The organism is Streptomyces flaveus, assembly GCF_014647675.1.
Taxonomy (GTDB): Bacteria; Actinomycetota; Actinomycetes; order Streptomycetales; family Streptomycetaceae; genus Streptomyces; species Streptomyces flaveus.
The window spans coordinates 24,539-50,532 of record NZ_BMPQ01000020.1 but is presented as its reverse complement, the minus strand read 5'-3'; the positions used below and the strand labels follow the sequence as shown (position 1 = coordinate 50,532).

At 71.0% G+C, this 25,994-nt stretch carries 21 protein-coding genes; 13 read left to right on the top strand and 8 right to left on the bottom strand.

Translation table 11 applies throughout. The features are described from left to right. Positions 1–74: 74 nt before the first annotated feature. Positions 75–632, bottom strand: a complete 558-nt coding sequence (locus IEZ21_RS31080) for a hypothetical protein (protein WP_189325194.1) — start codon at positions 630–632, stop codon at positions 75–77. Between the two features lie 283 nt (positions 633–915). Here IEZ21_RS31080 and IEZ21_RS31075 point away from each other — a divergent pair, with 283 nt between their 5' ends. From IEZ21_RS31075 to IEZ21_RS31055, 5 genes are read left to right on the top strand one after another with little or no spacing between them, the layout of a single operon-like run. Next, positions 916–1,860: an ABC transporter substrate-binding protein gene (locus IEZ21_RS31075; protein ID WP_189325193.1), complete on the top strand. Its 945-nt coding sequence runs from the start codon at positions 916–918 to the stop codon at positions 1,858–1,860. A 37-nt stretch (positions 1,861–1,897) separates the two neighbouring features. Continuing rightward, positions 1,898–2,674, top strand: a complete 777-nt coding sequence (locus IEZ21_RS31070; protein WP_189325192.1) for an ABC transporter permease — start codon at positions 1,898–1,900, stop codon at positions 2,672–2,674. Continuing rightward, complete coding sequence (locus IEZ21_RS31065; RefSeq protein WP_246568313.1) at positions 2,644–3,456, top strand: ABC transporter permease; 813 nt, start codon at positions 2,644–2,646, stop codon at positions 3,454–3,456. Before IEZ21_RS31070 ends, IEZ21_RS31065 begins: the two co-directional genes overlap by 31 nt. Beyond that, positions 3,453–5,084 (top strand): benzoylformate decarboxylase, encoded by a 1,632-nt coding sequence (gene mdlC, locus IEZ21_RS31060; RefSeq protein WP_189325190.1) that lies wholly within the window; start codon positions 3,453–3,455, stop codon positions 5,082–5,084. Before IEZ21_RS31065 ends, mdlC begins: the two co-directional genes overlap by 4 nt. A gap of 9 nt (positions 5,085–5,093) precedes the next feature. After that, positions 5,094–5,840 (top strand): ABC transporter ATP-binding protein, encoded by a 747-nt coding sequence (locus tag IEZ21_RS31055; protein ID WP_189325189.1) that lies wholly within the window; start codon positions 5,094–5,096, stop codon positions 5,838–5,840. 153 nt (positions 5,841–5,993) lie between these two features. On the opposite strand, the gene IEZ21_RS31050 is transcribed toward IEZ21_RS31055, so the two are convergent. Then, positions 5,994–6,245, bottom strand: a complete 252-nt coding sequence (locus IEZ21_RS31050) for a hypothetical protein (RefSeq protein WP_246568311.1) — start codon at positions 6,243–6,245, stop codon at positions 5,994–5,996. A gap of 200 nt (positions 6,246–6,445) precedes the next feature. Here IEZ21_RS31050 and IEZ21_RS31045 point away from each other — a divergent pair, with 200 nt between their 5' ends. After that, on the top strand, positions 6,446–7,069 hold the full coding sequence (locus tag IEZ21_RS31045; RefSeq protein ID WP_189325188.1) for a LysE family translocator: 624 nt from the start codon (positions 6,446–6,448) through the stop codon (positions 7,067–7,069). Positions 7,070–7,209: 140 nt separating this feature from the next. Next, entirely contained in the window at positions 7,210–8,127 is a 918-nt protein-coding gene (locus tag IEZ21_RS31040; RefSeq protein ID WP_189325187.1) for an aminoglycoside phosphotransferase family protein, read from the top strand. Positions 8,128–8,228: 101 nt separating this feature from the next. Here the strand turns inward: IEZ21_RS31040 and treZ are convergent, their stop codons facing one another. Beyond that, on the bottom strand, positions 8,229–9,974 hold the full coding sequence (gene treZ / locus IEZ21_RS31035) for a malto-oligosyltrehalose trehalohydrolase (protein ID WP_189325186.1): 1,746 nt from the start codon (positions 9,972–9,974) through the stop codon (positions 8,229–8,231). 208 nt (positions 9,975–10,182) lie between these two features. Between treZ and IEZ21_RS31030 the strand changes: the two genes are divergently transcribed. Beyond that, positions 10,183–10,737: an FHA domain-containing protein gene (locus IEZ21_RS31030; protein WP_189325185.1), complete on the top strand. Its 555-nt coding sequence runs from the start codon at positions 10,183–10,185 to the stop codon at positions 10,735–10,737. Positions 10,738–10,931: 194 nt separating this feature from the next. Further along, positions 10,932–12,260 carry a M14 family zinc carboxypeptidase gene (locus tag IEZ21_RS31025; RefSeq protein ID WP_189325269.1) on the top strand — a complete coding sequence of 443 codons (1,329 nt, stop codon included), beginning with the start codon at positions 10,932–10,934 and terminating at the stop codon, positions 12,258–12,260. Positions 12,261–12,285: 25 nt separating this feature from the next. Here the strand turns inward: IEZ21_RS31025 and IEZ21_RS31020 are convergent, their stop codons facing one another. The 3 genes from IEZ21_RS31020 to glgX all read right to left on the bottom strand — a co-directional run bounded on the left by IEZ21_RS31020 (position 12,286) and on the right by glgX (position 18,313). After that, positions 12,286–13,536, bottom strand: a complete 1,251-nt coding sequence (locus IEZ21_RS31020) for a M14 family zinc carboxypeptidase (RefSeq protein WP_189325184.1) — start codon at positions 13,534–13,536, stop codon at positions 12,286–12,288. Between the two features lie 104 nt (positions 13,537–13,640). After that, positions 13,641–16,031 carry a malto-oligosyltrehalose synthase gene (gene treY, locus IEZ21_RS31015; protein WP_189325183.1) on the bottom strand — a complete coding sequence of 797 codons (2,391 nt, stop codon included), beginning with the start codon at positions 16,029–16,031 and terminating at the stop codon, positions 13,641–13,643. Between the two features lie 164 nt (positions 16,032–16,195). Further along, a complete protein-coding gene (glgX, locus tag IEZ21_RS31010) occupies positions 16,196–18,313 on the bottom strand; it encodes a glycogen debranching protein GlgX (protein ID WP_189325182.1) in 2,118 nt (705 codons plus the stop codon). A gap of 182 nt (positions 18,314–18,495) precedes the next feature. Here glgX and IEZ21_RS31005 point away from each other — a divergent pair, with 182 nt between their 5' ends. The 4 genes from IEZ21_RS31005 to IEZ21_RS30990 all read left to right on the top strand — a co-directional run bounded on the left by IEZ21_RS31005 (position 18,496) and on the right by IEZ21_RS30990 (position 22,888). Further along, positions 18,496–19,323, top strand: a complete 828-nt coding sequence (locus IEZ21_RS31005) for a Tat pathway signal sequence domain protein (RefSeq protein WP_189325181.1) — start codon at positions 18,496–18,498, stop codon at positions 19,321–19,323. Positions 19,324–19,379: 56 nt separating this feature from the next. After that, entirely contained in the window at positions 19,380–20,699 is a 1,320-nt protein-coding gene (locus IEZ21_RS31000) for a copper amine oxidase (RefSeq protein ID WP_189325180.1), read from the top strand. Positions 20,700–20,801: 102 nt separating this feature from the next. Continuing rightward, positions 20,802–22,034 carry a DUF5919 domain-containing protein gene (locus IEZ21_RS30995; RefSeq protein ID WP_033322612.1) on the top strand — a complete coding sequence of 411 codons (1,233 nt, stop codon included), beginning with the start codon at positions 20,802–20,804 and terminating at the stop codon, positions 22,032–22,034. A 122-nt stretch (positions 22,035–22,156) separates the two neighbouring features. Further along, positions 22,157–22,888, top strand: coding sequence for a 3'-5' exonuclease (locus IEZ21_RS30990; protein WP_189325179.1), 732 nt, complete (start codon positions 22,157–22,159; stop codon positions 22,886–22,888). A 135-nt stretch (positions 22,889–23,023) separates the two neighbouring features. On the opposite strand, the gene IEZ21_RS30985 is transcribed toward IEZ21_RS30990, so the two are convergent. Next, a complete protein-coding gene (locus IEZ21_RS30985) occupies positions 23,024–24,838 on the bottom strand; it encodes a protein kinase domain-containing protein (protein WP_246568308.1) in 1,815 nt (604 codons plus the stop codon). Between the two features lie 87 nt (positions 24,839–24,925). Beyond that, a complete protein-coding gene (locus IEZ21_RS30980) occupies positions 24,926–25,951 on the bottom strand; it encodes a DMT family transporter (protein WP_189325178.1) in 1,026 nt (341 codons plus the stop codon). Between the last annotated feature and the right edge of the window lie 43 nt (positions 25,952–25,994).

Below are 25,994 nucleotides of genomic sequence, written 5' to 3'. Positions count from 1 at the left end.
GATTGAGGCGAGGGCGCCCGCCGCCCGGGGGCGGGACAGGCCGCTGCCCCGCCCCCGGGATCTGTCGGGCGCGGTCATGAGAAGGAGACGGGGACGTAGACGTCGTACGAGCGGTTGCCGCTCGCCGTGTGGTCGGCGCGCGTCACGATCGCGCAGTCGACGTCCGTGCCGCAGACCTGGCCGGCGGCGATCGTCGGGTTCACGTGCACGCTGACGCTGAAGGAGCCGCCGGAGCCGTAGACGGAGCTGTTGGCGACCATGCCGCCGCCGAAGTTCGACACCCAGTGCGAGGCGCCGGTCGTGCCCGCCTGATCCGCGCCGCCGAGGCAGGGGGTCGGCCGGGAGGTGTACGTCGACGGGTTGCCGACCTCGACGCCGTCGGGGATCACGCACAGGCCTATGTAGATGCCCTGGATGGTGTTGTAGCCGCTGCCGGAGACGGTGATGTTCTGCCCCGCGGCCGACAGGGTGTCGGGGGCCGTCAGCGACAGGTTGTACGTCGTGCCGCTCACCGTCACCGTCCGCGTGGCGGTGGCGGCCGAGGCCGAGGTGGCGAGCCCGACCGTCAGCGCGGCGGCGGTCGCGCCGACGGCGACGGTACGGGTGGCACGGGCGAACAGGGCGGATCTCATGGGCAGTTGACCTTTCGCAGGCTTCCGCTATTTAGGTAAGGCTAACCTAAGTATCACCTGATGAATCGTCAAGCCTCGTCACTTGAGCCGCTTCTGTGACGCCGGCCCGGAGCGTGCGGGGAGCGCTGTGGGTCTTTTTGCAAAGGTTGCGAACCGCCTTTCCTCAAAGGGTGACGATCGGCGCATACGCATGTTGTGGTCGTCCCGGGATTGCGATAGGCATGCGCGCATGTCGATGCGTCAGATGCGTCAGTCAGGCCAAGTCCGGTTACACAGGCGCCAGTTGATCGTCACGGCCGTCGCCCTGGCGATGACCGCCGTTGCCTGTGGCGGTGACCCCGACCAGGCCGGCTCGGGCGGCAACGGTCTTGAGAAACCGAGCATCTCCGTCGCCGCACTCCCGCTGGCCGACGACGCGACCCTCTACCTCGCGCAGGACCGGGGCCTGTTCGAGAAAGAGGGCCTCGACGTACGCATCCAGCCCGTCCAGCAGAGCATCCAGGCGCTGCCCGCGCTGTCGAAGGGCCAGGTCGACGTGATCGCGAGCGCGAACTACGTCACCTTCCTGCAGGCCCACGAGAAGGGCACCCTCGACGTCCGGGTCCTCGCGGAGGGTGCCCGCGTCGCGCCGCACATGATGGACGTCCTCGTGCCCGAGGACTCGGACATCAAGAGCGTCGCCGACCTCAAGGGCAAGAAGCTCGCCGTCAACATCCTCAACAACATCCAGTCGCTGACCCTGAACGCCATCCTCGACAAGGAGGGCGCGGGCCGCCCCGTCTACCGGCAGATCGCCTTCCCACAGATGGGGCCCGCCCTGGAGAAGGGGCAGGTCGACGCCGTGCACGCGGCCGAACCGTTCAACAGCGCCCTCCAGAAGGACCTGAACGCCCGGGTGCTCATCGACGGCGGTTCCGCGCCCGTGGAGTCCATACCGATCAGCGGATACGTCACGACCGGGCCGTTCGCCGAGAAGAACCCCAAGACCGCGGCGGCCTTCCAGCGGGCCATCGCCGCCGCCGCGAAGATCGCGAAGCAGGACCCTTCGGCGATACGGGAACAGCTGCCGAAGTACGCGAAGGTGACGCCGGATCAGGCCAAGGCGATACGGCTGCCCGAGTACCCCGAGACGACGGATCCCGGACAACTGAGCCGTCTCACCGAACTCATGAAGGAACAGGGCCTGTTGAAGAAACCGGTCGATCCGGCGACGCTCCTGGTCAAGTAGGGCCGCTCGGTTGGGACGATTCAATGGGGGCCACCCGGTGCGACGAAGGCAGGAGTTGCTGCTCGGCGGGCTCGGTGTGCTGCTCGCGTTCGGGGTGTGCGAGGCGGTCAGCCGGGCCGGACTCGTCCGCCGCACCTATCTGCCACCCGCCTCCGAAGTCCTCGCCCGCGCCGTGGAGTTGGCGGGTGATCAGGTCTTCCTGGACGGCCTGGGCGCCACGCTGATTGCCTGGGCGCTCGGACTGGGCCTCGCCTGCGCGATCGCCATCCCGCTGGGCCTGCTGCTCGGCAGCGTGCCCGTCGTCGACGACGCCGTACGCGCCATCGTCGAGTTCCTGCGCCCGTTGCCCTCCGTGGCGCTGATCCCGCTGGTGTCCCTGCTGCTGGGCTCCGGCACGGAGACGAAGGTCGCGCTGATCACGTACGCCTCCGTCTGGCCGGTCCTCTTCAACACCGTCTACGGCCTCGGCGAGACCGACCCCCTGGCCAAGGACACCCTCCGCGCCTTCGGCTTCGGCCGCCTCGCGGTCCTCCTCCGCGTCGAACTCCCCGCCACCGCCCCCTTCATCGCCGCCGGCATCCGCATCTCCGCCGCCATCGCCCTCATCCTGGCCGTCGCCACCGAGATCCTCGCCGGCTTCGGCGAGGGCCTCGGCATCTTCATCGCCCAGGCGGGCCTCGCGACGGACGGCACACGGGACGTCCTGGCGGGCGTGGTGTGGGCCGGAGCGCTCGGGCTGCTGATCAACAGCGTGCTGGTGTGGGGCGAACGGCAGCTGTTCCCGTGGACGCCGGAGCATCGGGGGCGGCGGTGAGCCGGGGCGTACGGAGCGCGCTGCTGCGGTGGGGCGTGCTCGTGGTGGCCGTCGCCGGGTGGCAGGTCGTCGCTCGGGCGCACGGCAGCGTGTACTTCCCGCCGCCCGCCGACATCGCCGGACACGCCTACGACCTGTGGTTCTCGGGGCCCGTCGGGCATGCGTTCCTCACCGCCGAAGCCGTCGACAACATCCTGCCCAGCCTCGGCCGCATGGCCACCGGCTTCGCGATCGCCGCCGTCGCCGGGATCGCCCTCGGAATCGCGGTCGGCCGCTCGCGCCGGACGTACGCGCTCTGCAACCCGGTGCTCCAGTTCGCGCGCGCGATCCCGCCCCCGGCCCTCGTACCCGTCTTCGTCGTGGTCTTCGACTTCGGTACGCCGATGCAGCTCGCGTCGATCGTCTTCAGTGCCGTATGGCCCGTACTGATCAACACGGCTGACGGAGCGCGCAACACCGACCCCCTACGGCTCGAAGTCGCCGCCGTACTGCGGCTGACCGCGCCCGAACGGCTGTGGCTGCTGCTCCTGCCGTCCGCGCTGCCGCGCATCTTCGCCGGGCTGCGGCTGAGCCTCTCGCTCTGCCTCATCCTCATGGTTTTCTCGGAGCTGCTGCCGGGCACGGCCAACGGCATCGGCTTCACCCTCACCGACGCCCAGTCACGCTCGGACCTGCTCACCGTATGGGCGGCGCTGGTCCTGCTCGGCGCGCTCGGACATCTGCTCAACACCGGCCTGTTGGCGGTCGAGAAACGACTGCTCGGCAGAGGGAGGCCCGTATGACCCCAGCGACGGGAACAGTTCTGGACGCTGTCGTCCAATTCTGCCGCGACACCGACATGACCACGGTGTTCGGCAACCCGGGCTCCACGGAGCTGCGGATGTTCCGCGACTGGCCCGAGGACTTCACCTACGTACTCGGACTACAGGAGTCCGTCGCCGTCGCCATGGCCGCGGGACACGCCCTCGGCACCGGGCGCGCCGCCCTCGTCAGCCTGCACTCGGCGGGCGGCACCGGACACGCGCTGGGCGCGGTCTTCAACGCGTACCGCGACCGGGTGCCCCTCGTCGTCATGGCCGGCCAGCAGTCGCGCCCGCTGCTCCAGCTGCGGCCGTTCCTCGGCGCCGACGAACCGGCCCAGTTCCCGCGCCCGTACGTGAAGTTCAGCCGCCAGCCGGACCGCCCGGCGGACGTACCCGCGGTGCTCGCCGAGGCCCACCGCATCGCCATGTCCCACCCGCGCGGCCCCGTCTTCGTCTCGATCCCCGAGGACGACTGGGACCAGCCCGCCCCGCCCGTCGAACCACGCGCAGTGCACGGCGCGTTCACCGCTGACGCGAGCGCGCTGTCCGCCCTGGCCGCACGCCTGGACACCTGCGAACGGCCCGCCCTGGTCGTCGGCCCCGGAGTCGACGACGAGGACGCCCTCGCCGAGGTCCGCACCCTCGCCGAACGCACCCGCGCGGCTGTCTGGATCAGCCCGATGTCCGGCCGCTCCGGCTTCCCCGAGTCCCATCCGCTCTTCCAGGGCTTCCTGCCACCGGCCGCCGACCGCCTGACGGCCTGCCTGGAGGCATACGACGTGGTCGTCGCCCTGGGCACGCCCCTGTTCACGTACCACTTCCATACGGAGAGCCCGCCACTGCCCGCCCGCACCGAACTGTTCCACCTCGACTGCGACCCCGGGCAGGCGGCGTGGCTGCCCACGGGAACGAGCATCGTGACGACACTGAAGCCGGCCCTGGCTCAACTGGCGGAGCTGGTGGGGGAGTCGGACCGGTCGGACCGTAAACCGCCGCCCCCGCGTCCGGCACCCATCCCCGCGCCACGTCTCGACCACATCACGCCGGAGCTGGTCCTGGACCTGCTTCAGGAGCGACTGCCGCACGACCATGTCCTCGTCGAGGAGGCACCGAGCCACCGCGAGGCTCTCCACGCGCGCGTGCGGGTCGACTTGGCGGGCGGCTTCCTCACCACCGGCAGCGGGGCGCTCGGCTGGGGCCTGCCGCTGGCCGTCGGGCGCGCCCTTGCCGATAGGCAGCGGGTGGTGTGCGTGCTGGGCGACGGCTCGGCCCTCTACTCCGTCCAAGGACTGTGGACCGCCGCGCGCCATCGGGTGCCGGTCACCTACGTCCTCCTCGACAACGGCGGTTACGCCGCCGTACGCGCCCTCGGCCACCGCATCGACATCGCACCCGTCCCCGGCACGGAGATCGGCGACGTCGACTTCACCGCGCTGGCCGCCGGCTTCGGGTGCCCGGCGGCATACGTCGAATCGCCCGCCGAACTCCCCGCCGCCCTCGACCGGGCGCTGGCCCACGGCGACGGCGACGGGCCCTTTCTGCTGCACGTCCGCGTCACCGGTATCGGCACAGGCTCCGACGGCGCGCTCGACTCCCGGGACAGGTGACCGCTCCGTATGCTCCGCCTCGACTCGCTCGGTCAGCGCTACGGCGAACACCGCGTCCTGCACGACATCAGCCTCACCGTGCCCGACGGTCAACTCCTGTGCGTGGTCGGGCCGTCCGGATGCGGGAAGTCGACGCTGCTGCGGACGATCGCGGGCTTGCTGCCCGCGCACGAGGGGACAGTCAGCATCGACGGGGACCCGGTCGTCGGGGTGCCGGACCGGCTCGCGGTCGTCTTCCAGGACTACGGGCGTTCGCTGTTCCCCTGGCTGTCCGTCCGGGAGAACGTCGCGTTGCCGTTGCGTCGACGGGGCATGGCACGTGCCGAACGGCGGAACGAGGCCGAACGCATCCTGGAACGCGTCGGGCTCGGCGGGGTCGGCCGCCGCCATCCCTGGCAGCTGTCGGGCGGCATGCAACAACGTGTCGCCATCGCCCGGGCGTTGGTCTGCCGCCCTTCCCTCCTCCTCATGGACGAGCCCTTCGGCTCCCTCGACGCGCAGACCCGCGAGGACCTCGAGGATCTGCTGCTCGACGTGCATCGGGCGGAGGGGACGACGATCGTGTTCGTCACGCATGACATCGACGAGAGCGTGTACGTGGGGGACCGGGTCGTCGTTCTCTCGGCGGGGCCCGGTTCGCGTGTCGTGCTCGATCTGCCGGTGGGGCTGCCGGGGGAGCGGGAGCAGATCGGCACGCGGGGGCTGGCGGAGTTCGTGGCGTTGCGGGCGGAGGTGGGGCGGACGGTGCGGGGTTGATCACTGGGGCTCCGCCCCTGGACCCCGCTGGGGGCTCTGCCCCCAGGCCCCCGTATCGGCCTTGCGGCCTCGTCCTCAAGTGCCGGACGGGCTGATTGATGCCGGCCTCGGCTGCAGAATTCCGCCTGGGCAGCGGAACCTCAGCTGCGGAAATCAGCCCAGGTCCGCGGCGTTGCGCGCCTGCTGGTTGTCCGGCGTGGACAGGTCCGTGACGAGGGCACCCTGGGCGCCACGGTTCAGCGAGGCGTTGAAGGTGGCGAAACGGACGGTCCGTCGGTACGTGCTCCCGGGCGCGGCGGACGCGTCCGCACTGAACGCTGTCGTGCCGGCCAACGCCGCTCCGGCGAAACCGGCGAGCGCGACACGGCGCGAGAACGGTGGACGTTGCGGTCTGGGGTGGTTCATCGGGGCTCCGGAGGAGGAAGGGGAACACGTGAACCCCCGTAGTCTCTGCGCGTAGACGCCGCTGCCACAAGGGGGTTGGGAGGAATCGCGGCTGACGGTGAAGCGGGTCTGTCGGGCCGCCGACACCACGGTGTACGTCCGTCAAACCAGGCCCCGGAAAACAACTGGCCCCGCCCCCGCCCGCAGACGACGATGGCCCAATGCTCAGCACCCTGCTCGCCTTCCTCGGCGCCTGCCTGCTCATCGCCGCCTCGCCCGGCCCGAGCACCGTACTGATCATCAAGGAGTCGATCCGCAGCAGACGTTCCGGCTTCCTGACCGTGCTGGGCAACGAAACCGGTGTCTTCGTCTGGGGGATCCTCGCGGCGTTCGGGTTGACGGCACTGCTGGCGGCATCGGAAGCGGCGTACGACGTGATGCGCATCGTCGGCGCCGTCGTGCTCGTCGTCTTCGGTGTGCAGACGCTGTGGCAGGCGCGGCACGCCAAGGGCACGGCGGACGCGGGCGGAGAGGAAGCCGTGGAGAAGAGCGGCTGGGCCTCCTACCGGGGCGGGCTGCTGCTCAATCTCGCCAACCCGAAAGCGGCGATCTTCGCTATGTCCTTCTTGCCGCAGTTTGTGCCCGAGGGGGCGCCGCATCTGCCCGCCATGGTGGGGCTCGCCGCGCTCTGGGCAGTGTTCGAGGTCGGCTACTACGGCCTGTACGTGTGGTTCGTGGGCCGGATGAAGGCGGTGCTGTCCAGGGCCGGGGTGCGGCGCAGGCTGGAGCAGGTATCCGGAGGCGTACTGCTGCTCCTGGGCGCACGCCTGGCGCTCGAGAGCTGATTCCGCCGCCGGCGCCCGCTCGCGAGACCCCGGAAAGTGCTGTTCACGGGCTCGCGCCGCCCCCGCTGTCCGGGCAGGATGCTGACCGTAGCCCTTTTTGACCTACGGAGACCGGGACACCGAACGGCGACGGCGCGACCATGACCCAGGCAACGACACCCACCGAGGACACCGTGCGACGCCTCGTCCGCTCCCTGCTCCCGGACGGCGGCAGATCCGACATCCGGCCCGTCGGCACGGGTGAAGAGCCCTTCACCTGGTACGTCGGCACGCGCCATGTGCTGCGCCTCGCCCCGGACCGCGAGGCCTCTGTACGCCAGCGGCGCGAGCTGCGCCTGCGGGACGTGGTGCGCCCGCACCTCCCGGTCGCCGTCCCGGTGGGCATCGCGCACGGCGAGTGGGCGAGCGGCCTGACGTACACGCTCGACACCCTGATTCCGGGCGGCTCCGGCGAGCGGCACGATGTCTCGGCCGTGGGGGAGGCCGATCTGGCGGGGCTGCTCACCGGACTGCGCGAAGTGCCCGTACGTCAGGCCGAGGCGCTCGGTGTGCCACGAGCCGCGCCACGGTCCCTGGAGGCGTTGCGGGCCGCCGCCGCGCGTGCCGCCGAACGGCTCGGCGCGGCCGACGAGTTCGACGCCGCGCGGCTCCACCAGCTCGGCGCGCCCGCCGCTGTTCAGCTCGGGGCACAGCCCGGGGCCGCTGTTCTCGTCCACCACGGCCTCACGGGGGAGTACCTCGTGCTGAGTGCTGACGGGCGGGTACGCGGCGTCCTCGGCTGGACCGACGCCCTGGTCGGCGATCCCGCCGAGGACATCGCCGGTCTCGCCCGCGCCGTCGGCGCCCCCGCCGCCGTCCGCGCGGCAACCCTCGCCGGATACGGCGCCCGCCCGTGCCTGCGCGGCTTGTGGCTGGCCCGCTGCGACGCCCTGATCCACCTCGCCGACCGCCTCCGGGGGCACGGCAACGACCCGCTGCCCCCACTGCGCTCCCAACTGGACCGCGCGTGGGAGGCGATCCTCCTGGAACGGGTCACGGAGCTGCGGGACGACGACTGAGCTGCGGGACGACAACTGATCGCTCCCGCGTCAGCACCGATTCCCGTGTCAGCTCACTGGTCAGCCCCGCGTCAGCACTCACTCCGCGTCAACGCCACTGCTCACTCCTGCGTAAGCACCACGCAAGACTCCCCCGGCAGGCTCAACAACCCGTCCGCGCCCGGCACTTCGACCGGCTCCCATGCCGCAAGCACGCGCACGCGAGCAGTGCCGAGAGGGATCGACGCGGTCTCCTTGCCGAGGTTCACGGCCACCCGGACGTCACCGCGGCGGAACGCCAGCCAGCGGCCCTTCTCGTCGTAGGCGACCTTGACGTCCGAGAGGTCGGGGTCCGTGAGGTCCGCCTGGTCGTGCCGGAGGGCGATGAGTTCGCGGTACCAGGCGAGCACGCGCGCGTGGGGCTCGTTCTCCGGCTCGGACCAGTCCAGGCAGGAGCGGTCCCGGGTCGCCGGGTCCTGGGGATCGGGTACGTCCTCCTCGGCCCAGCCGTGCGCCGCGAACTCCCGGCGCCTGCCCCGGCGTACGGCCTCGGCCAGCTCGGGATCCGTGTGGTCGGTGAAGAACTGCCAGGGCGTGCCCGCCGCCCACTCCTCGCCCATGAACAGCATCGGCGTGAACGGCCCGGTGAGCGTCAGCGCCGCCGCGCAGGCCAGCAGGCCGGGGGAGAGGGTGGCCGAGAGGCGGTCGCCCTGGGCGCGGTTGCCGACCTGGTCATGGGTCTGTGAGTAGCCGAGCAGGCGGTGTGAGGAGACGCGCGTACGGTCCAGGGGGCGGCCGTGACGCCGGCCGCGGAAACTGGAGTACGTGCCGTCGTGGAAGAAGCCGCCCGTGAGCGTTTTCGCGACGGACGCGAGCGGGGCCCGGGCGAAGTCCCCGTAGTAGCCCTGCGATTCACCGGTCAGCGTGGTGTGCAGGGCGTGGTGGAAGTCGTCGTTCCACTGCGCGTGCAGGCCGAGCCCGTTCTCCCTGCGGGCCGTGATCAGCCGCGGATCGGCCAGATCGGACTCGGCGACGAGGAACAGCGGCCGGTCCAGGCCGGCGGAGAGCGCGTCCACGGAGGCCGACAGCTCCTCGAGGAAGTGGTACGCGCGGGTGTCGCGCAGCGCGTGCACGGCGTCGAGGCGCAGCCCGTCGAGCCGGTAGTCGCGCAGCCAGGCCAGGGCGCTGCCCAGCAGATACGCGCGCACCTCGTCCGAGCCGGGCGCGTCCAGGTTGACGGCCGCGCCCCAGGGTGTGTGATGCGCGTCCGTCAAGTACGGGCCGAACGCGGGCAGATGGTTGCCGGACGGGCCGAAGTGGTTGTGCACGACGTCCAGGACGACACCGAGACCGAGTTCGTGCGCCCGGTCGGCGAACCGTTTCAGCGCCTCGGGACCGCCGTACGGCTCGTGCACCGCCCACAGCGAGACCCCCTCGTACCCCCAGCCATGCCGCCCCGGGAACGGGCACAGCGGCATCAACTCGACGTGCGTGACGCCCAGTTCCGCGAGATGTCCGAGCCGCTCGGCAGCCGCGTCCAGGGTGCCCTCGCGCGTGTACGTGCCCACGTGCAGCTCGTACAGCACCGCGCCCGGCAGCCCGCGTCCGGCCCACTCGGCGCGCCACGCGTACCGCTCGTGGTCGACCACCGCGCTCAGCCCGTCGGGGCCGTCGGGCTGCCGCCGCGAGCGCGGATCGGGCAGTACGGGGCCGTCGTCCACCGCGAAGCCGTACCGCGTGCCGTCCTCGGCCTCCGCCTCGCCCGTCCACCACCCCGCGCGGTCCGGATCGCGCTCCATCGCCTGTGTGCCGCCCGCGCAGTGGAGCGTCATACGGCCGGCCTGTGGTGCCCACACCTCGAACTGCACGGACGTTTCTCCCTCGTCTGCTCACCGCGATCTCGCCGGTCCCATGGTGCGCCACATGAGATCAGTACGCGGCTGAAACCGCTCGAACGAAGGATTGAACCCGCGTCGGTCGCAGTATCGAACCAGAGCCGAACCAGGGGCGTACCAAGTTCCTCGCTAGTTCCTCGTTTTCTGGACACCTTGGCCGCGCTGACCGACAATCACCAGCGTGACGTCGTCTTTCGAGTTCCACACCTATCCCGCCCCTCGGCTGTCGGACGCCGAGCGGGACAGGGCGTTGAGTGTGCTCCGAGAGGGCGCCGCTGTGGGCAGGATCTCGCACAACACGTTCGTCCACCGGATGGAACTCGCGCTCGCCGCCCGCACCTCCGACGAACTCGCCGCGCTCACTGCCGATCTGCGCAAGGAGAGCCGTTTCTCGCGGCTGGTGTTCGGCACCGTGGAGGCGGTCTCCGGCTTCACCGTACGGCTGAGCAGGGCCTGGCAGGCCGAGAAGCTCCCCAAGTTGCTGCTGCCCCGCCCCGAGAGCCCGTACCCGCTGCGTATAGGCCGCGACCCGGCCAGTGGACTCAGGCTCAGCCACGAGACGGTCTCCCGCGTGCACGCCGAACTCACCCGCCAGGGCGGCTTGTGGGTGCTGCGCGACCTCGGCTCGACCAACGGCACCTCCGTGAACGGGCGGCGGGTGATCGGCGCAGCCGTGGTCCAGGCCGGCGATCAGGTCAGCTTCGGGCGGATGTCGTTCCGGCTCGCCACGGACTGACGCTTCCTGCCCGGTGAGCGGAACCGCAGCCTCCGGGCAAACGGCCCGCGAAGGCCGAACATCCCGCACACACGGCGGTGTTGACGTACCCGCGTGATCGTGACTCACTGTGCTTACGCCACCCACAGCAAGTGAACCGAACAGCTACTCGCAGCGGAGGTAAGACCCTGCCGCAACTCCTCCGCTACCCGTCCGTGGACGAGCTGCGCGTCCGGGCGGCGGCGCTCGTCCAGCGTCACCCGAAGGACGCCCGGCTGCGCCGGGTGGGCACCTCCCGCGCCGGGCTCCCGCTGTGGCTGCTGTCCGTCGGACACGGCAGCCGTCAGGCCCTCGTCGTCGCGGGACCGCACGCCAACGAGCCCGTGGGCGGCGCCACCGCCCTGCGCCTCGCCGAACGGGCGCTGGCCGACCCCCGGCTGTGCGAGGGCGCCGACGCGACCTGGAACCTGCTGCTGTGCCTCGACCCGGACGGCGCGCGCCGCAACGAGGGCTGGCTGTCCGGGCCTTACACCCTCGGCCACTACTTCCGGCACTTCTTCAGGCCCGGCTTCCGCGAGCAGCCCGAGTGGCTGCCCGACGGCGCGGACTGCGCCGCCCTGCCGGAGACCCGCGCCCTGCTCGACCTCCAGGACGAACTGCGGCCCTTCTTCCAGTGCTCCCTGCACGGCGTCGACGTGGGCGGCGGCTTCGTCGAGCTGACCCGCGAACTGCCCGGCCTCGCCCCGCGCCTGGCCCACACCGCGGCCCGCCTGGGCATCCCCCTCGAACTCGGGCCGTACGACACGCTGTACTGGCCCACCCTGGGGCCCGCCGTCTACCGCATCCCGCCCCCGCGGCGCGCGGACCTGGCCGCCGCCATCACGGAGGCGGCGGTCGAGTCCACCTGGTTCCACCCGCACCGGTACGGCACGGTCACCGCGGTCGTCGAGGCCCCCATGTGGGGCGTACGGGCCGTGGGGGACGCCTCGCCGCCTGCCGACGCCGACGAGGCGCTGAGGGCCGTGAGCCGTACGTTGCGCCGCGACACACGGGTTCTGGAGGCGCTGCTGACACGGATCCGCCCCGGCCTCGGCACGGCAGCGGACACGGCCTCCCTTCTCGCACCGGTCGACGACTATTTACTGGTCGGCCCCGGCCTCGCCGACTCCTGGGACCCCGACACGGAAGCCGGCGACGGCACGCATCCCCTGCCGCCGCTGGACACTGCCCGATTGACCGCGCTGCGTATCTCCGCGCGGCGGATAGCGCTGCGTACGGCGGGGCTGCTGCACCAGCTCGTGACACGCGCCGGATGCGACCCGTCCGGCGCGCTGCCGGACCTCGACCGGCTGATCGACGTGTGGTGCGCGGACTACCACGACGGGCACCAGGCGCGCTGGATCCCGGTCGCGCGGCAGGTCGAGTACCAGGCGCGGGTGGTGCTCCACGCCTTCGAACTGGCGGGCCGCCGGGCGCCGGTGTCGCGCCCCGGCGCCAGTGCGGTCGGCGGGCCCCCGGCCAAGGCCGAAGTGCCGTTCGAGTAAGCCTGAGGGGGCTCGGATCAAGGGCCTACTCCGCGTAGTCCCGTGCGTGGCGCGCCGCCGCGACCACCGTACGGCTCTGATGCTCGACCTGGTGCTCCAGCGGCACCCAGCGGGCGCGGAAGCGTTCGGCGAAGGACTCGCTCCAGGAGGCGACGAGGTGCTCCAGGTGCGGTGCCGCGCGGTCGTCGGTCTCCTGGAGGACCCGCAGCAGCATCGCGGCGGCCCGCAGCGGGAGCCGGCGGCCGAACGCGTCCACGCTGCCGACGTACGCCATCGTCGTGTCCGCCGGAGGATGGTGGGCCCAGTCGCCGGCCAGCCCCGGTACCAGCTCCAGGGCCCACTTCGTGGCACGCAGCAGTGGTCCGTCGGGGCCCGGAAGGCGGGGCAGGGCCTCGGTGAGGACGCCCTCCACCTCGAGCGAGTGCCGCAGCAGCCGGCGCGCCAGTTGCCGCATCGCCGCGGCCGGCGCGGGATGCGGCGCCGGGTCGTCGACCAGGTCGCTGGCCCACATCGGCACTTCCACGACCGCGGTCAGACCGCCGTACCGGTGGGCGTGGTACCAGGTGCTGTGCCGGGCATCGTCCGGCATGCTCGGATACGGCGCGTCCGAGCCCGGCTCGGGCATCACATGCACCCCGGGCCCGGAGGCAGGCCAGCCCGCCGCGTCCGAGGCCCCCGTCTCCACCGGAATGTGCAGCTCCGCCGCGGACTTGGCGAACGGCTCCGCCAGCCCCGGCACATCCTTCGTCAACTGCACCCAGCTGCCGCCCAGATCGGTCCCGTGGAGGGTCGCCTGGAGGTAGGGACGCAGCTCGTCGATGACCCTGGTGAGGGCACGCGTCTCGGGCGGCAGCCGGTCGGGCGGCAGCACGGAGGGCGACCACTCCGGCTGCTCGGGTCCGGCGGGGCGGAAGAACCCGCGGTGATAGTCGAGCAGGGTCCGTGGCGCGGGAGTCACATGAAGACTCGCCCCGTCCGGATCCGCACACAGCAGAAAGTGCCACGACGTATCGGCCCTCAACTGCCGCTCGTGCAACACCCGTTCAGCCAGCGCGAGGAGAGTGGAACCCCCGGTGGGCTCATTGGCGTGAGCCCCCGCGACCACCAGCACGGCCCGCTCGGCATGCCCAAGGGACAGCAGATGCAGCGGTCGCCCCGCCCGCGAGACCCCGACCTGCTCGAGCGAGCACAGCCATGGCTGCTGAGCCGCCAACGCCCGGGCGGACGTGACGATTTCGGTCACACTGGGGTAGTGCCTCTCCGGCAGGAGACTCACCCCCGTCTAGGTCCGCCCTGCGCCGCAATCCGCAGTACTCCACGGACTGGATGAACTGTCAAGGAGGTGTCCGCGGGCGCACGGATGCATGAACGGCACCGACCTCAGTCACGCGAGCCTTCGGGTTCGCCCACCCTCTCCAGGAGCACCACGGGCAACCGCTCGAAAAGCGCGTCCACGCGCGCGTGCCCCGTGAACTCCCGTCCTGGAGTGAGCAGATCGGCCCACCGCCCCTCGGGCAGCGGCAGCAGTGTGTCGCGCCAGCCGCCCGCCTCCTCCAGACGCAGGGACAGGCGGGTGACGGCGGTGATCGCCTCCCCGGAGCGTACGAAGGCTACGCAGTGCGCGGCGGCCGTGCCTTCCGCGTCGAGCGGGGTGTACGTGGCCGACTCGCCGAAGACGGCGGGGCGTTGCCTCCGCAGTCGCAGCGCGGTCGCGGTGAGGGCGGCCTTCTCGGCGGACAGGTCGCCGGTGTCCTTCGGCGGGAAGTGGGCCGAGCGCCGGTTGTCCGGGTCCACGAGTGCACGGTACTCGACCTCCGTGCCCTGGTAGACGTCCGGCACGCCCGGCATCGTCAGCTGGACGAGGGTGGCCCCGAGGACGTTCGCCCGCACATGGGGCTCGAGGGACGCCCTGAACTCGGCGGCACGCCGCCCGGGCGCCCCGCACGGCCCCGCCTTCAGGAAGGCGGCGACGGAGGCCTCGTACGCGGGATCCTGCTCCGTCCACGAGGTGAACAGGCCGGCCTCCCGGACGTGCTTCAACAAGGCGCCCTGGAGCCGTTCCTCGGCCGAGGGCCCGAGGCCGACCGCCGTCTGCCACGCCGCCCACGCCACCTGGGGATCCGGCGCGCCCACCCCGTCGACCGCCGTCTGCCCGGTCACCTCGGCCAGCAGGTCGGCCCAGCGCAGGGGGCACTGGGTGAGCACGGAGATCGCCGCCCGCACGTCGGCGCTGCGCTTGGTGTCGTGGGTGGACAGCACGGTGCCGGTGGCGGGCCAGTCGCGCTGCACGCGCGCGCAGTACGTGTGGAAGTCCTCCGGGGTCACGGCGGGGAACTCCGGCTCGCCGCCCACCTCGTTCGCCGAGAGGACGGGTACGTACCGGTAGAACGCCGTGTCCTCCATGGACTTGGCCCGCAGCGCCGACGCGGTCTGCGCGAACCGCGCCCGGAACCCCTCGCGCTCGGGCCCCTCCCCGGTCCGGCCGAGCACCAGGTCCCGTACGACGTCCACCGCGTGGGCCTCCTCCGGCACCGTGAAGGCCCCCCGCGCCTCGTGTGCGGCCTCCTCGGTGACGACCGCGGCGGCGTCCCCGGAGGCGTACGGCCGGTAGACCTGGAGGCGTACGAGGAGCTCGCGCAGCGCGGTGCGCAGGGCCCAGGGGGCGTGGTCGCGCAGCGCGGGGTCCGGGGACGTACGGCACAGATGGTCGGCCTCGCGGGTCAGGCGGTCGATCTCGGTGGCCAGCTCGTGATGGACCACCTTGTACGCGGCCCGCCGCACCGTCGCCTCCCAGACGCCGCCACGGTCGGCCTGGGGCGCCGCGAACCGCCGGTACTGACCGAGGAGCTCCCCCGCGCCCGCCGGGTCCGTGAAGAGGCCGTCGATGTGCCGCAGCGCGTCGTAGCCGGTGGTGCCCGCGACCGGCCAGGCGGCAGGCAGCGGTTCGCCCTCCGCGAGGATCTTCTCGACCACCGTCCAGCGCCCGCCCGTCGCCTCGTGGAGCCGCTGGAGGTACGCGTCCGGGTCCGCAAGGCCGTCGGGGTGGTCGATCCGCAGCCCGTCGACCACGCCCTCGTCCAGCAGCTGGAGGATCTTCGCGTGGGTGGCCCCGAACACCTCCGGGTCCTCGACCCGTACCCCGATGAGCTCCGAAATGCTGAAGAAACGGCGGTAGTTGAGCTCCGTACGGGCCAGCCGCCACCACGCAAGGCGGTACCACTGCGCTTCCAGAAGCTGAGGAAGCGGCAGGTCCTCGGTGCCGGCACGCAGGGGGAACGCGTGTTCGTGATAGCGCAGCACCTCGCCGTCGACCTCCAGCCGGCCGAGCTCCGTGCCGAGCCGCCCGCCGAGCACCGGCAGCAGCATCCGGCCGTCCTGCGCCTCCCAGTCGATGTCGAACCAGCGCGCGTAGGGCGAGCCCGGGCCCTCCCGCAGCACCTCCCACAGGGCGCGGTTGTGCCGCGGGACCATCGCCATGTGGTTCGGCACGATGTCCACCACGAGTCCCAGGCCGTGCTCCCGCGCGGTGCGCGACAGGGACCGCAGGCCCTCCTCGCCGCCCAGCTCGTCCCGCACGCGCGCGTGGTCCACCACGTCATAGCCGTGCGGCGACCCCGGCACGGCCTCCAGTACCGGCGACAGATGCAGATGCGAGACGCCGAGCGAGGCCAGATACGGCACGGAGGCCTCGGCGGCACCAAACGGGAACTGCGGCTGCAGCTGGAGCCGGTAGGTGGCGGTCGGCGCCGGTTCTTGACGCGAAGGTGTCATGGCAACCTACGTACCCCGCAGGCGAGCCTTTCGTGTCATTGACACGCTTGCGCTTCGCTGGGAGGGAAGTTTTGACGCTGCGGGTCCGTTGTGGCTGGTCGCGCAGTTCCCCGCGCCCCTAAAGGAGGGCCTGCGGCCTCCTTTAGGGGCGCCGGGCTGCGTCATCACGCCGGCCGCTGCAACACCATCACGCTCCGGTCGACGAGCGTCAGGCGATCCCCCGCCTGCACCTTCGCCCCCGTCCCCGGAGGCACCGCTTCGGTCCGCGCCGTGTCGACGACGACCTGCCACTGCTTCCCGTGATCGACCGGCACCACGAACTCCATGGTCTTCGGCGAGGCGTTGAACATCAGCAGGAACGAGTCGTCGGCGATCCGCTCCCCGCGCGGCCCCGGCTCGGAGATCGCGTTGCCGTTGAGGAAGACGGACAGTGCCCGTGCCTGCGTGGAGTTCCAGTCGTGCTGGGTCATCTCCTCGCCGGACGGGGTGAACCAGACGATGTCCGACAGCTCGTCGTGGGTGCCCTGCACGGGCCGCCCGTGGAAGAACCGGCGCCGCCGGAAGACGGGATGCTCGCGGCGCAGCCACACCATCGCGCGGGTGAACGCGAGCAGCTCGCCGCCGTCTTCCGGGTCCTCCGGCCATGGCACCCAGGCCAGCTCGTTGTCCTGGCAGTACGCGTTGTTGTTGCCGCCCTGCGTGCGGGCGAACTCGTCGCCGTGGCTGAGCATCGGCACGCCCTGGGAGAGCATCAGCGTCGCGATGAAGTTCCGCATCTGCCGCGCCCGCAGCTCCAGGATCGCCGGGTCGTCGGTCTCGCCCTCGACCCCGCAGTTCCAGGACCGGTTGTGGCTCTCGCCGTCGCGGTTGTCCTCGCCGTTGGCCGCGTTGTGCTTGTCGTTGTACGACACCATGTCGTGCAGCGTGAAGCCGTCGTGGCAGGTGACGAAGTTGATCGAGGCGAGCGGGCGCCGCCCGTCGTCCTGGTAGAGGTCGGAGGACCCCGTCAGCCGGGACGCGAACTCCGCGAGCGTGCGAGGCTCGCCCCGCCACAGGTCCCGTACGGTGTCGCGGTACTTGCCGTTCCACTCGGTCCACAGCGGCGGGAAATTGCCCACCTGGTAGCCGCCCTCGCCGACGTCCCAGGGCTCGGCGATCAGCTTCACCTGGGAGACCACCGGGTCCTGCTGCACCAGGTCGAAGAACGACGACAGCCGGTCCACCTCGTGGAACTGCCGGGCGAGCGTCGCCGCGAGGTCGAAGCGGAAGCCGTCGACGTGCATCTCGGTGACCCAGTAGCGCAGCGAGTCCATGATCAGCTGGAGCACGTGCGGGGAGCGCATCAGCAGGGAGTTGCCGGTGCCGGTGGTGTCCATGTAGTAGCGGGGATCGTCCGTCAGCCGGTAGTACGAGGCGTTGTCGAGGCCCCTGAAGGACAGCGTCGGCCCCAGGTGGTTGCCCTCCGCCGTGTGGTTGTAGACCACGTCCAGAATGACCTCGATGCCCGCTTCGTGCAGTGCTCGTACGGCGGACTTGAACTCCAGGACCTGCTGCCCGCGGTCGCCCCAGGAGGCGTACGCGTTATGGGGGGCGAAGAAACCGATCGTGTTGTAGCCCCAGTAGTTGTTCAGGCCCATGTCGACCAGACGGTGGTCGTTCACGAACTGGTGGACCGGCATCAGCTCAAGCGCCGTGACCCCCAGCTCCGTGAGGTGCTCGATGATCGCGGGATGCGCCAGCGCCGCGTACGTGCCGCGCAGCTCGTCCGGCAGCGCCGGATGGCGCATGGTCAGGCCCTTCACATGGGCCTCGTAGAGCACCGTTTCGTGGTACTCGGTGCGCGGAAGCCGGTCGTCGCCCCAGTCGAAGTACGGGTTGACCACCACCGAGGACATCGTGTGGGGAGCCGAGTCGAGATCATTGCGCTTGTTCGGCGAGCCGAAGTGGTAGCCGTACACCTCCTCGCCCCAGTCGATGCTGCCGCTGATGGCACGCGCGTACGGATCGAGCAGCAGTTTCGCGGAATTGCAGCGCTGTCCGCGCTCGGGTGCGTGCGGACCGTGCGCACGGAAGCCGTACCGCTGTCCCGGCATGATGCCGGGCAGGTACGCGTGCCGCACAAACGCGTCCGACTCCCGCAGCTCTATCGCTGTCTCCGAGCCGTCGTCATGGAGCAGACACAGCTCGATTCGGTCGGCGGCCTCCGAGAAGACCGCGAAGTTGGTGCCGGCGCCGTCATACGTGGCACCGAGTGGGTACGCCTGTCCAGGCCAGACCTGCATGGATACGACTCTTCCAGTTGTGCGACGTCGCGTGGGGCGACTCCGGCCTGAGTCTCCCCGAAAGTGATGGAACCACCTATGACTTACGTCCCTCTTACCTGTCGACCAGTGCATACGCGATACGTATGCCGATCAGTGGGGCTCATAGGACTCCTAGGGATAGCAGGGGAGCAGGGGGAAATGTGCGCAACATAGTGCACCGCCATCTGGGCAAGGTGGTCGCGGGGGCGGGCATCGCGGTCGCCACGACCGCCGTGATGGTCGCCGTCACGCTGCCGGGCTCGGCGGGAGCCGACGACTCCGGCAGCGGGGCGGGAGCCGGCCAGAACGCTCAGCAGACGGGCCAGGGGAGCCAGGAGCAGGGCCAGGGCCAGGCCGCCGTGCAGCCGGGCGTCGTCGAGCAGGCCCCGGCGGAGGGCGACACGGGTGAGGGACGCGACCCGCTGACCGACGACGAGACGAAGCGCGTCGAGCAGCTCGCCCTGGACCGGCAGCTGCAGCGCTCCAGCGAGAACGTCGAGGGGGAGCGCGGCCCGCAGCGGCTCAGCGTCGACCTCGCCGAGCCCGAGGCGGACGAGCTGGACGACGCGAACGCGCCCCGCCGTGCCGACGTGACGTTCTACGACTACGAGGACGACACGCTCGTCACCAGGACCATCAACCTCGACACCGGGAAGGTCGAGCGGACGGACACCCAGCGAGGTGTCCAGCCGTCCATCAGCCGCGCCGAGATGATCGAGGCCGCCGAGCTCCTGATCGCCGACCCGCTCGGCTCCGGCCTGAAGGCCGACTACAAGGACGCCACCGGCAAGGAACTCACCTCGCCCGACCAGCTGATGCTCAACGGCATGGTCTACCGCGGGACCTCGGGCGCCCAGTCCGCCGCGCTCGCCGACTGCGGGGACGAACGCTGCGTACGGCTGTTCCCGAAGGTCAAGAACGGGCCCTGGATCGACGCCCGTGACGTGGTGATCGACCTGAGCACCCGCAAGGTCGGCAAGCTCGGCTGAGCCGTCGTCCGTTCACTTTCCAAACTTTCGTGCTTTCCGCAAGGAGTCACTTCTTCATGCGTGTGAACAGAATCAGCCGTGCCGGCAACCGGGCGGCGGTGGGCCTCTCCGTGGCCGCACTCGCCGTCGGCGTGACGTCGGCCGCGGGACCCGCTGCCGCCCAGCCCAAGGCGGCCCCGGCGGCGGCCGCCGACTGCAGCGCGGCGTACAGGATCGAGCAGAAGCTCTCCACCGGCACGACCTGGCGGATGTGCTGGCGCTACGACACCAACGCCGGGCTCGTCCTGGAGGACATCTCGTACCAGCCCAAGGGCGAGGCCCAGCCGATCAAGGTCCTCACCAGCGCCAAGCTCGCCCAGATCCACGTCCCCTACGACGACGGCTCGGTCGAGTACGACGACCTGACGGGCTTCGGTTTCGCCCAGGGCCTGATGAACCTGGCGCCGGCCGAGTGCCCCGGCGGCACCATCAAGACCGTGAAGGTCCCGGACGCCTGGGACCCGGAGAACCCGAACGTCAAGGGCCTGTGCACCACGACCCGTTCCCGTGGCCACGCCTACCGCATGCAGGCCGACACGGGGAACCGGGTCTACCAGGCCCAGGGCAAGGACCTGCTCGTCTACACCGTCAACCAGGTCGGCTGGTACGAGTACATGACCGAGTGGCGCTTCCAGGACGACGGCACGATCAACATGAACGTCGGCGCCACCGGCAGCCTCTCGCCCGGCGACTACGACGCCGGTGACGGCCGCGGCTGGCCGATCGGCAAGGGCGCCAAGGCGTACGCCACGAGCCACAACCACAACGTCTTCTGGCGGCTCAACTTCGGCCTGGACGGCTCCACCAAGAACAAGGTCGAGCAGTACGACTCGGTGGTCAGCGCGCCCGCCCAGGGCGGCGAGGCGCCGCGCACCAAGACGACGCGTACCAAGGTCACCAAGGAACTCGCCGGTGACGCCAAGAACATGCGCTGGTGGCGGGTCGTCAGCAACACCGGCAAGAACAAGGACGACCACGCACGCTCGTACGAGATCGTCCCGGGAGCGACCTCCAAGTACCCCGGTCGCAGCTACACCAAGCACGACATCTACTTCACCGACTACAAGAAGTGCGAGCAGTTCGCCAGCCACAACCCGCGCAACTGCGGTACCGGAGCCGGTAAGTCCGTCGACAAGTGGGTCAACGGACAGACCCTCACGCAGCCGATCGTCTGGATGAACGTCGGCTTCCACCACGTCGCCCGGGACGAGGACCAGCAGCCCATGCCGGTCCACTGGCAGGGCTTCTCGATCGCCCCGCGCGACGTCACCGCTATGAATCCGCTCACTCCGCCCGCCCTCGCCGATCAGAACGGGCAGCCGGACAACGGCCGTTGAGAATCGACCTGTCCATCCGGCTGCACCGTTGACCGCGCACGGAGTACCCTTCCTTGATCGTTGGCTGGGGGAGTACTCGGGGGAGCGGAAGGCGGTGCGCGGGTGGGCTCGGGAGGGCGGGAGTTGCCTTCTGGTGACAACGGTCACGAGGGGAACTCCACGGACGTCCCACCCGGGGCGGTGTCTCTGGCGCGACCGATGGAGATCGGTGCGGAGCTGGACTGGGGCGCCGACGCCTGGGGCGAGGTGCGTACGCGCGCCCAGCGGGCCGGGCGCGCCTACATCTGGCTGAATCTGGTGGAACAGCGGCTGCGCGCGGTCGTGGCCGCTGTTCTGCGCCCCATCTACGAACCCGTGCACGGCGAGGACGACTGGGTGGTCGCCGCCGCCGGACCCGCGGGCCAGGAATGGGTGAACCGCGCGGTCGCGGTACGCGAGGTCAGCCGGCGCAAGGGCTATCTGCTCGACCCCGCCGACGACAACGTCCTCAGCTTCCTCACGCTGCCGCAGTTGCGCGAGCTGATGGTGCAGCACTGGCCGTGCTTCGAGCCGTACTTCGACGAGCGCCGGGACGTCGAACTCGCCCTGGACGAACTGGAAGTCACCCGGAACGTCGTCTCCCGCAACCGCGCCCTGTCCGAGGCGGTCCTGGCCCAGGCCGAGCGCGCCTCGGCGAAGCTCCTGGAGATACTCGGGGCGGGCAGCGATGTGCCGTCCGCGCGGCGGCTGCCCGTCGACGCCGTAGAGAACCTCGTCGGCGACCGCTATGCGGACGTGGTGGCCGTACACCCCGACCGGGTACGGCTGATGCGGCAGTTCCCCGCCGAGGACCTCTTCGGCAGCGCCCGCCGCCTCGACGCCATCGGCATCGGCCTGAACCTCCTGGTGCAGAACTTCTCCGGACGACGGCTGGTACGCCTTGCCGAGTCCGGCTGCCGGGTGCGGCTGCTGTTCCTGAACCCCGCCTCCAGCGCCGTGAAGCGACGCGAGCGCGAACTCGGCATCAAACGCGGAGAGTTGAGCCGCTCCGTCGAGATGAACATCCTCCATATGCGGCGCGTGAGGGCCCGGCTGCGCGATCCCGGCGCCTTCCAGATCCAGGTCTACGACGAGACGCCCCGCTTCACCGCGTACCTCGTCGACGGGGACGGCTCGGACGGCATAGCGGTCGTCCAGTCGTATCTGCGCCGGACGCGGGGGATGGAGGCGCCGGTGCTCGTACTGCGCGGTGGCGGACGCGTGGTCAAAGCGGAGGACACCGGCGAAGAGGGACTCTTCGGTACGTATCGGGAAGAGTTCGAGCTGGCTTGGGTGGATTCGCGGCCTGTGTCCTGACAGCTCCCGTTACCGGCAGGCAGAACGGGCAGCGGTAAGCGGAACGCGGTCCTCTGATTGTCAGTGGCGCATGGGATCGTGGAGCTCACTGGGGGAACGCACCACGAAGAAGGGGGCCCGGCATGGGCTGGCACGGCGAGCTGCTGATCGGCTTCGACCTGGAGACGACCGGGACGGATCCGCGCGAGGCGCGCATCGTCACGGGAGCGGTGATCGAGGTCAGGGGTGGAGAGCCGATAGGGCACCGCGAGTGGCTGGCCGATCCGGGAGTCGAGATCCCGGCGGACGCGGTGGCGGTACACGGCATCAGCAACGAACGGGCGGCCGCGGAAGGCCGCCCGGCCGACGAAGTGGCCGACGCCATCGCCTCGGTACTCGTCTCGTACTGGAAGACGGGCGTCCCGGTCGTGGCGTACAACGCGGCCTTCGACCTCACTCTGCTCTCCGCCGAACTGCGCCGCCACGACCTGCCGTCACTGCGCGAGCGGCTCGACGGCCGGGCCCCGGCGCCGGTCATCGACCCGTACACCATCGACCGCTCCGTGGACCGCTACCGCCGCGGCAAGCGCAACCTCGAAGCGGTCTGCGCGGAGTACGGAGTCGCACTGGACTCCGCCCACGACGCCTCGGCGGACGCCCTGGCCGCGGCCCGCCTCGCTCACGCCATAGCCGGCCGCCACCCCAAGGTCGCGGCCCTCGGCCCGGCGGAGCTGCACCGCCGCCAGATCGAGTGGTACGCCGAGTGGGCGGCCGACTTCCAGAGCTTCCTGCGCCGCAAGGGGGACGCGACGGCGGTGGTCGACGGGATATGGCCGCTGCGGGACCTGGCGGACGTGACGGACGAACGGGTCTGAGGGCGCGCCGACCGGCCGATCGCAAGGCCACGCACGGGACGCGGTGACACCGCAGCCCCGGCGTGGCCGTCATGCCCGGCGTCGGCTGTCTCGGCTGCCGCTGCGGCGGCGCGACGGGTCACGGGATCGGGGACGTCACTCCGTGCTGCGCAGCGCGACCCAGGTCTCGCGGCCCACGACGCCGTCGGCGGCCAGTTCCTTGCCGCTCTGGAAGCTTCGCACCGCGGACTCCGTGCCGGGGCCGAAGTTGCCGTCCACGCCGGTGTTCCCCACGCTGTATCCGCGCTTCGTCAGCATGCACTGCACCTGCCGCACGCGTTTGCCGCTGTCTCCCGGGCGTGTGCGTCCGTTGCCGGAGTAGTGCGTGCAGTCGGAGATCCAGGGTGGGGTTGCGGGCTCGGGAGGCGGGCTGCTCGGGGACGGAGCCGCGTCAGTGGGGACGCTGGTCTCGGTGCCGGGAACAGAGGGATCGTTTCGCCTGCCGTCGTCGGCGGTGCTGGAGACCTCAGGACGCGAGGCGTCGACGCCGCCGACGCCGTTGGCGCCGTTGCCGGACGCGCCGTTGCCGGGCGCACCCGGGGCAGACGTCCCCTCCGAGACCTCCGGCACCGGCGAGACGCCGGCATCGCCGGGCACGGTGCCGACGGCGGTCGGCGCACCGGCTTCCGGAGCCGAAGCGCTTGTGTCGGTGTCCGGACGAGTGAGCATGAAGACTCCTGCGGCCACCGCGCAGAGGGCGATGCCCGCGGCGACGGCCAGCACCGGCTTCCTCCGTACCCAAGGACGAGCTTCCACCGGGCGTGACTGCCCCGGGGACTGCCCCGGCGGTGTGACGCCGGAAGGAGCTGCCGCCTGTACCGATGGTCCGGAACCGGGCGGAGCGGGCTGGGACTGGGGCACCGGCTCGGAAGGGATCCGCGGCCCCGCCGCCGGCCGGTCGCCCGAGGACCGCAGACGAGTCGTCTGTTCGACGGGGAGGCGGTGCAGCGCCTCGTACGCCCGCTGCCGGGCCAGCACCTTGCCGCGCAGCGGCTCGGGCCAGGTGGACGTCCCGGAGTGCGCCCCGGCCGCCGCGTCGATCAGGTCCTGCGGGGCGGGCCGCATCGCAGGTTCCTTCGCCAGACAGTCGGACAGCAGCGAACCGAGCGCCGCGTCCGCCGCCGAGACCTTGGCCATCAGCTCCGAATTCGGCTCCTCGAACGCCACCCGGTGCATCACATCCACACCCGTGCCGTCACCGAACGGACCACGCCCCGTCGTCGCGTAGACCAGCGTTCCGGCCAGCGAAAAGACATCCGACGCCGTGTCGCACAGGCCCGTCCGCAGGTGCTCCGGCGACATGTAGGCCGGAGTTCCCACCCGGTTGCCCGTGCCGGTGATCGCGCTCGCGTCCGCGGCCTTCGAAAGGCCGAAGTCGATCACATGCGCACCCCGGACGGACAGCAGAACGTTGGACGGCTTCAGGTCCCGGTGCACGATCCCCGTGGCGGCGAGGTCGGAAAGCGCCTGCCCCAGTTCCTTCACCAGACGCCAGACCGTGGCCGTCTCCAGGGCGCCGTCCTCGCGTATGGCATCGGCCAGATCGAGTCCCGGGACGTACTCGGTGGCTATCCACAGCAGTTCGTCCTGGAAGCCCGTACCGCATAATCGCGGCGTGCGCGGCGTACGGACCCGGGCGTGCACCGACGCCTCATGCTTGAACCGGCGCCGGAACTGGGCGTCCTCCGCGTACTCCGGCCTGATCACCTTCACCGCGACCAGACCGGGGCCGTCGTCCGCGGGACGAGCCAGATAGACCCGCCCCATGCCACCGCTGCCGAGCGTCCCCAGTGGCACATAGGGGCCGACACGGCCCGGGTCGCCGGGCCGCAGGGGTGCGGCACCGGTTTCCCGCAGTGCGGAAGCCTCGTTCGTCGGTGAGTCCGGTGGCGCCGGCCGCTGTTGTGACACGTACCCCCCGAAGTGCTTTCATGCGTACGTCAGTTCGCCCCCATGGGATCACGAGGCTAACCCCAGCCCGGACCTGCGGTCAGGCTTTCAACCACTTCTGTCACGCGGGCCACCAGGGATGGCTTGTTCTGGTGCCCGGCTTCGGTGTGCCGGGCCAGGCGGGCATACAGGGTCCTCTTCGGTGTGGTGCGGGATCTTCGGGTCTTTTGCGCGTGGCGCGGTGCCGCGATGGGCGCGTTCCACGGCCTGCCCCCAGTACGTGCCGGTGACCATCAGGGCCGCTCCCAGCGCGGTGAGCACGGTGAAGTGCTCGCCTGCGAGGCCGATGCCGACCGCGGCGGCCCAGATCGGTTCGGTGCCGAGCAGGAGGCTGGCCCGGCTGGCCGAGGTGCGCTGCACGGCCCAGGTCTGTGCGAGGAATGCGAACACGCTGCAGAACAGGGCGAGATAGAGCAGCTGCGCCCAGGCCGCGAGGCCGACGTGCGCCAGGTCCGGAAGGTCGCGGGCGGCGGGCGCCAGGAACAGGGCCGAGCCGACCAGGGTCTGAACCGCCGTCAGCTGCAGCGGACGTATCGTCCGGCCCGCGGTGAGCCGTCCGACGAGGACCACGTGCGCCGCCCGCACCACCGCGGCGCCGAGCATCAGCAGATCACCGAGGCGGAGCGCGTGAAACCCGTTGCCGGCCATGAGAAGCCCGACGGCCAGCACACACACCCCGGCGGCGGCGAAGAAGACCGGAGGCAGACCGCCACGGTGACCCGAGCGGTCCAGGAGAGGGGTGAGCACGATGGTCAGGCTGATGATCAACCCCGCGTTGGCGGCGCTCGTGTGGGCGACGCCGTAGGTCTCGATCAGCAGGACGGCCGCCTGTGTGACTCCCAGCGGCACACCGGCCCGGAGCTCCTCACGGGTCCACCCACGGGTCCGCCCATGGGGTCCTCGACGGGCGGCGGCGACCAGGCCGAGGCAGGCGAGCGCGGACAGCGCGTACCGCGCGAACAGCACCACCAGGACCGGGAGCGCGGCGGCTGCTGTCTGGGCGGAGAGATAACTCGAGCCCCAGACGAGCGCGACAAGGAGAAGTACCGCATCGGTACGGCGGGTATCAGGCACGCGCCCACCTTGCCTTCCCCGCTCCATGAAGCCCAGGGCCACC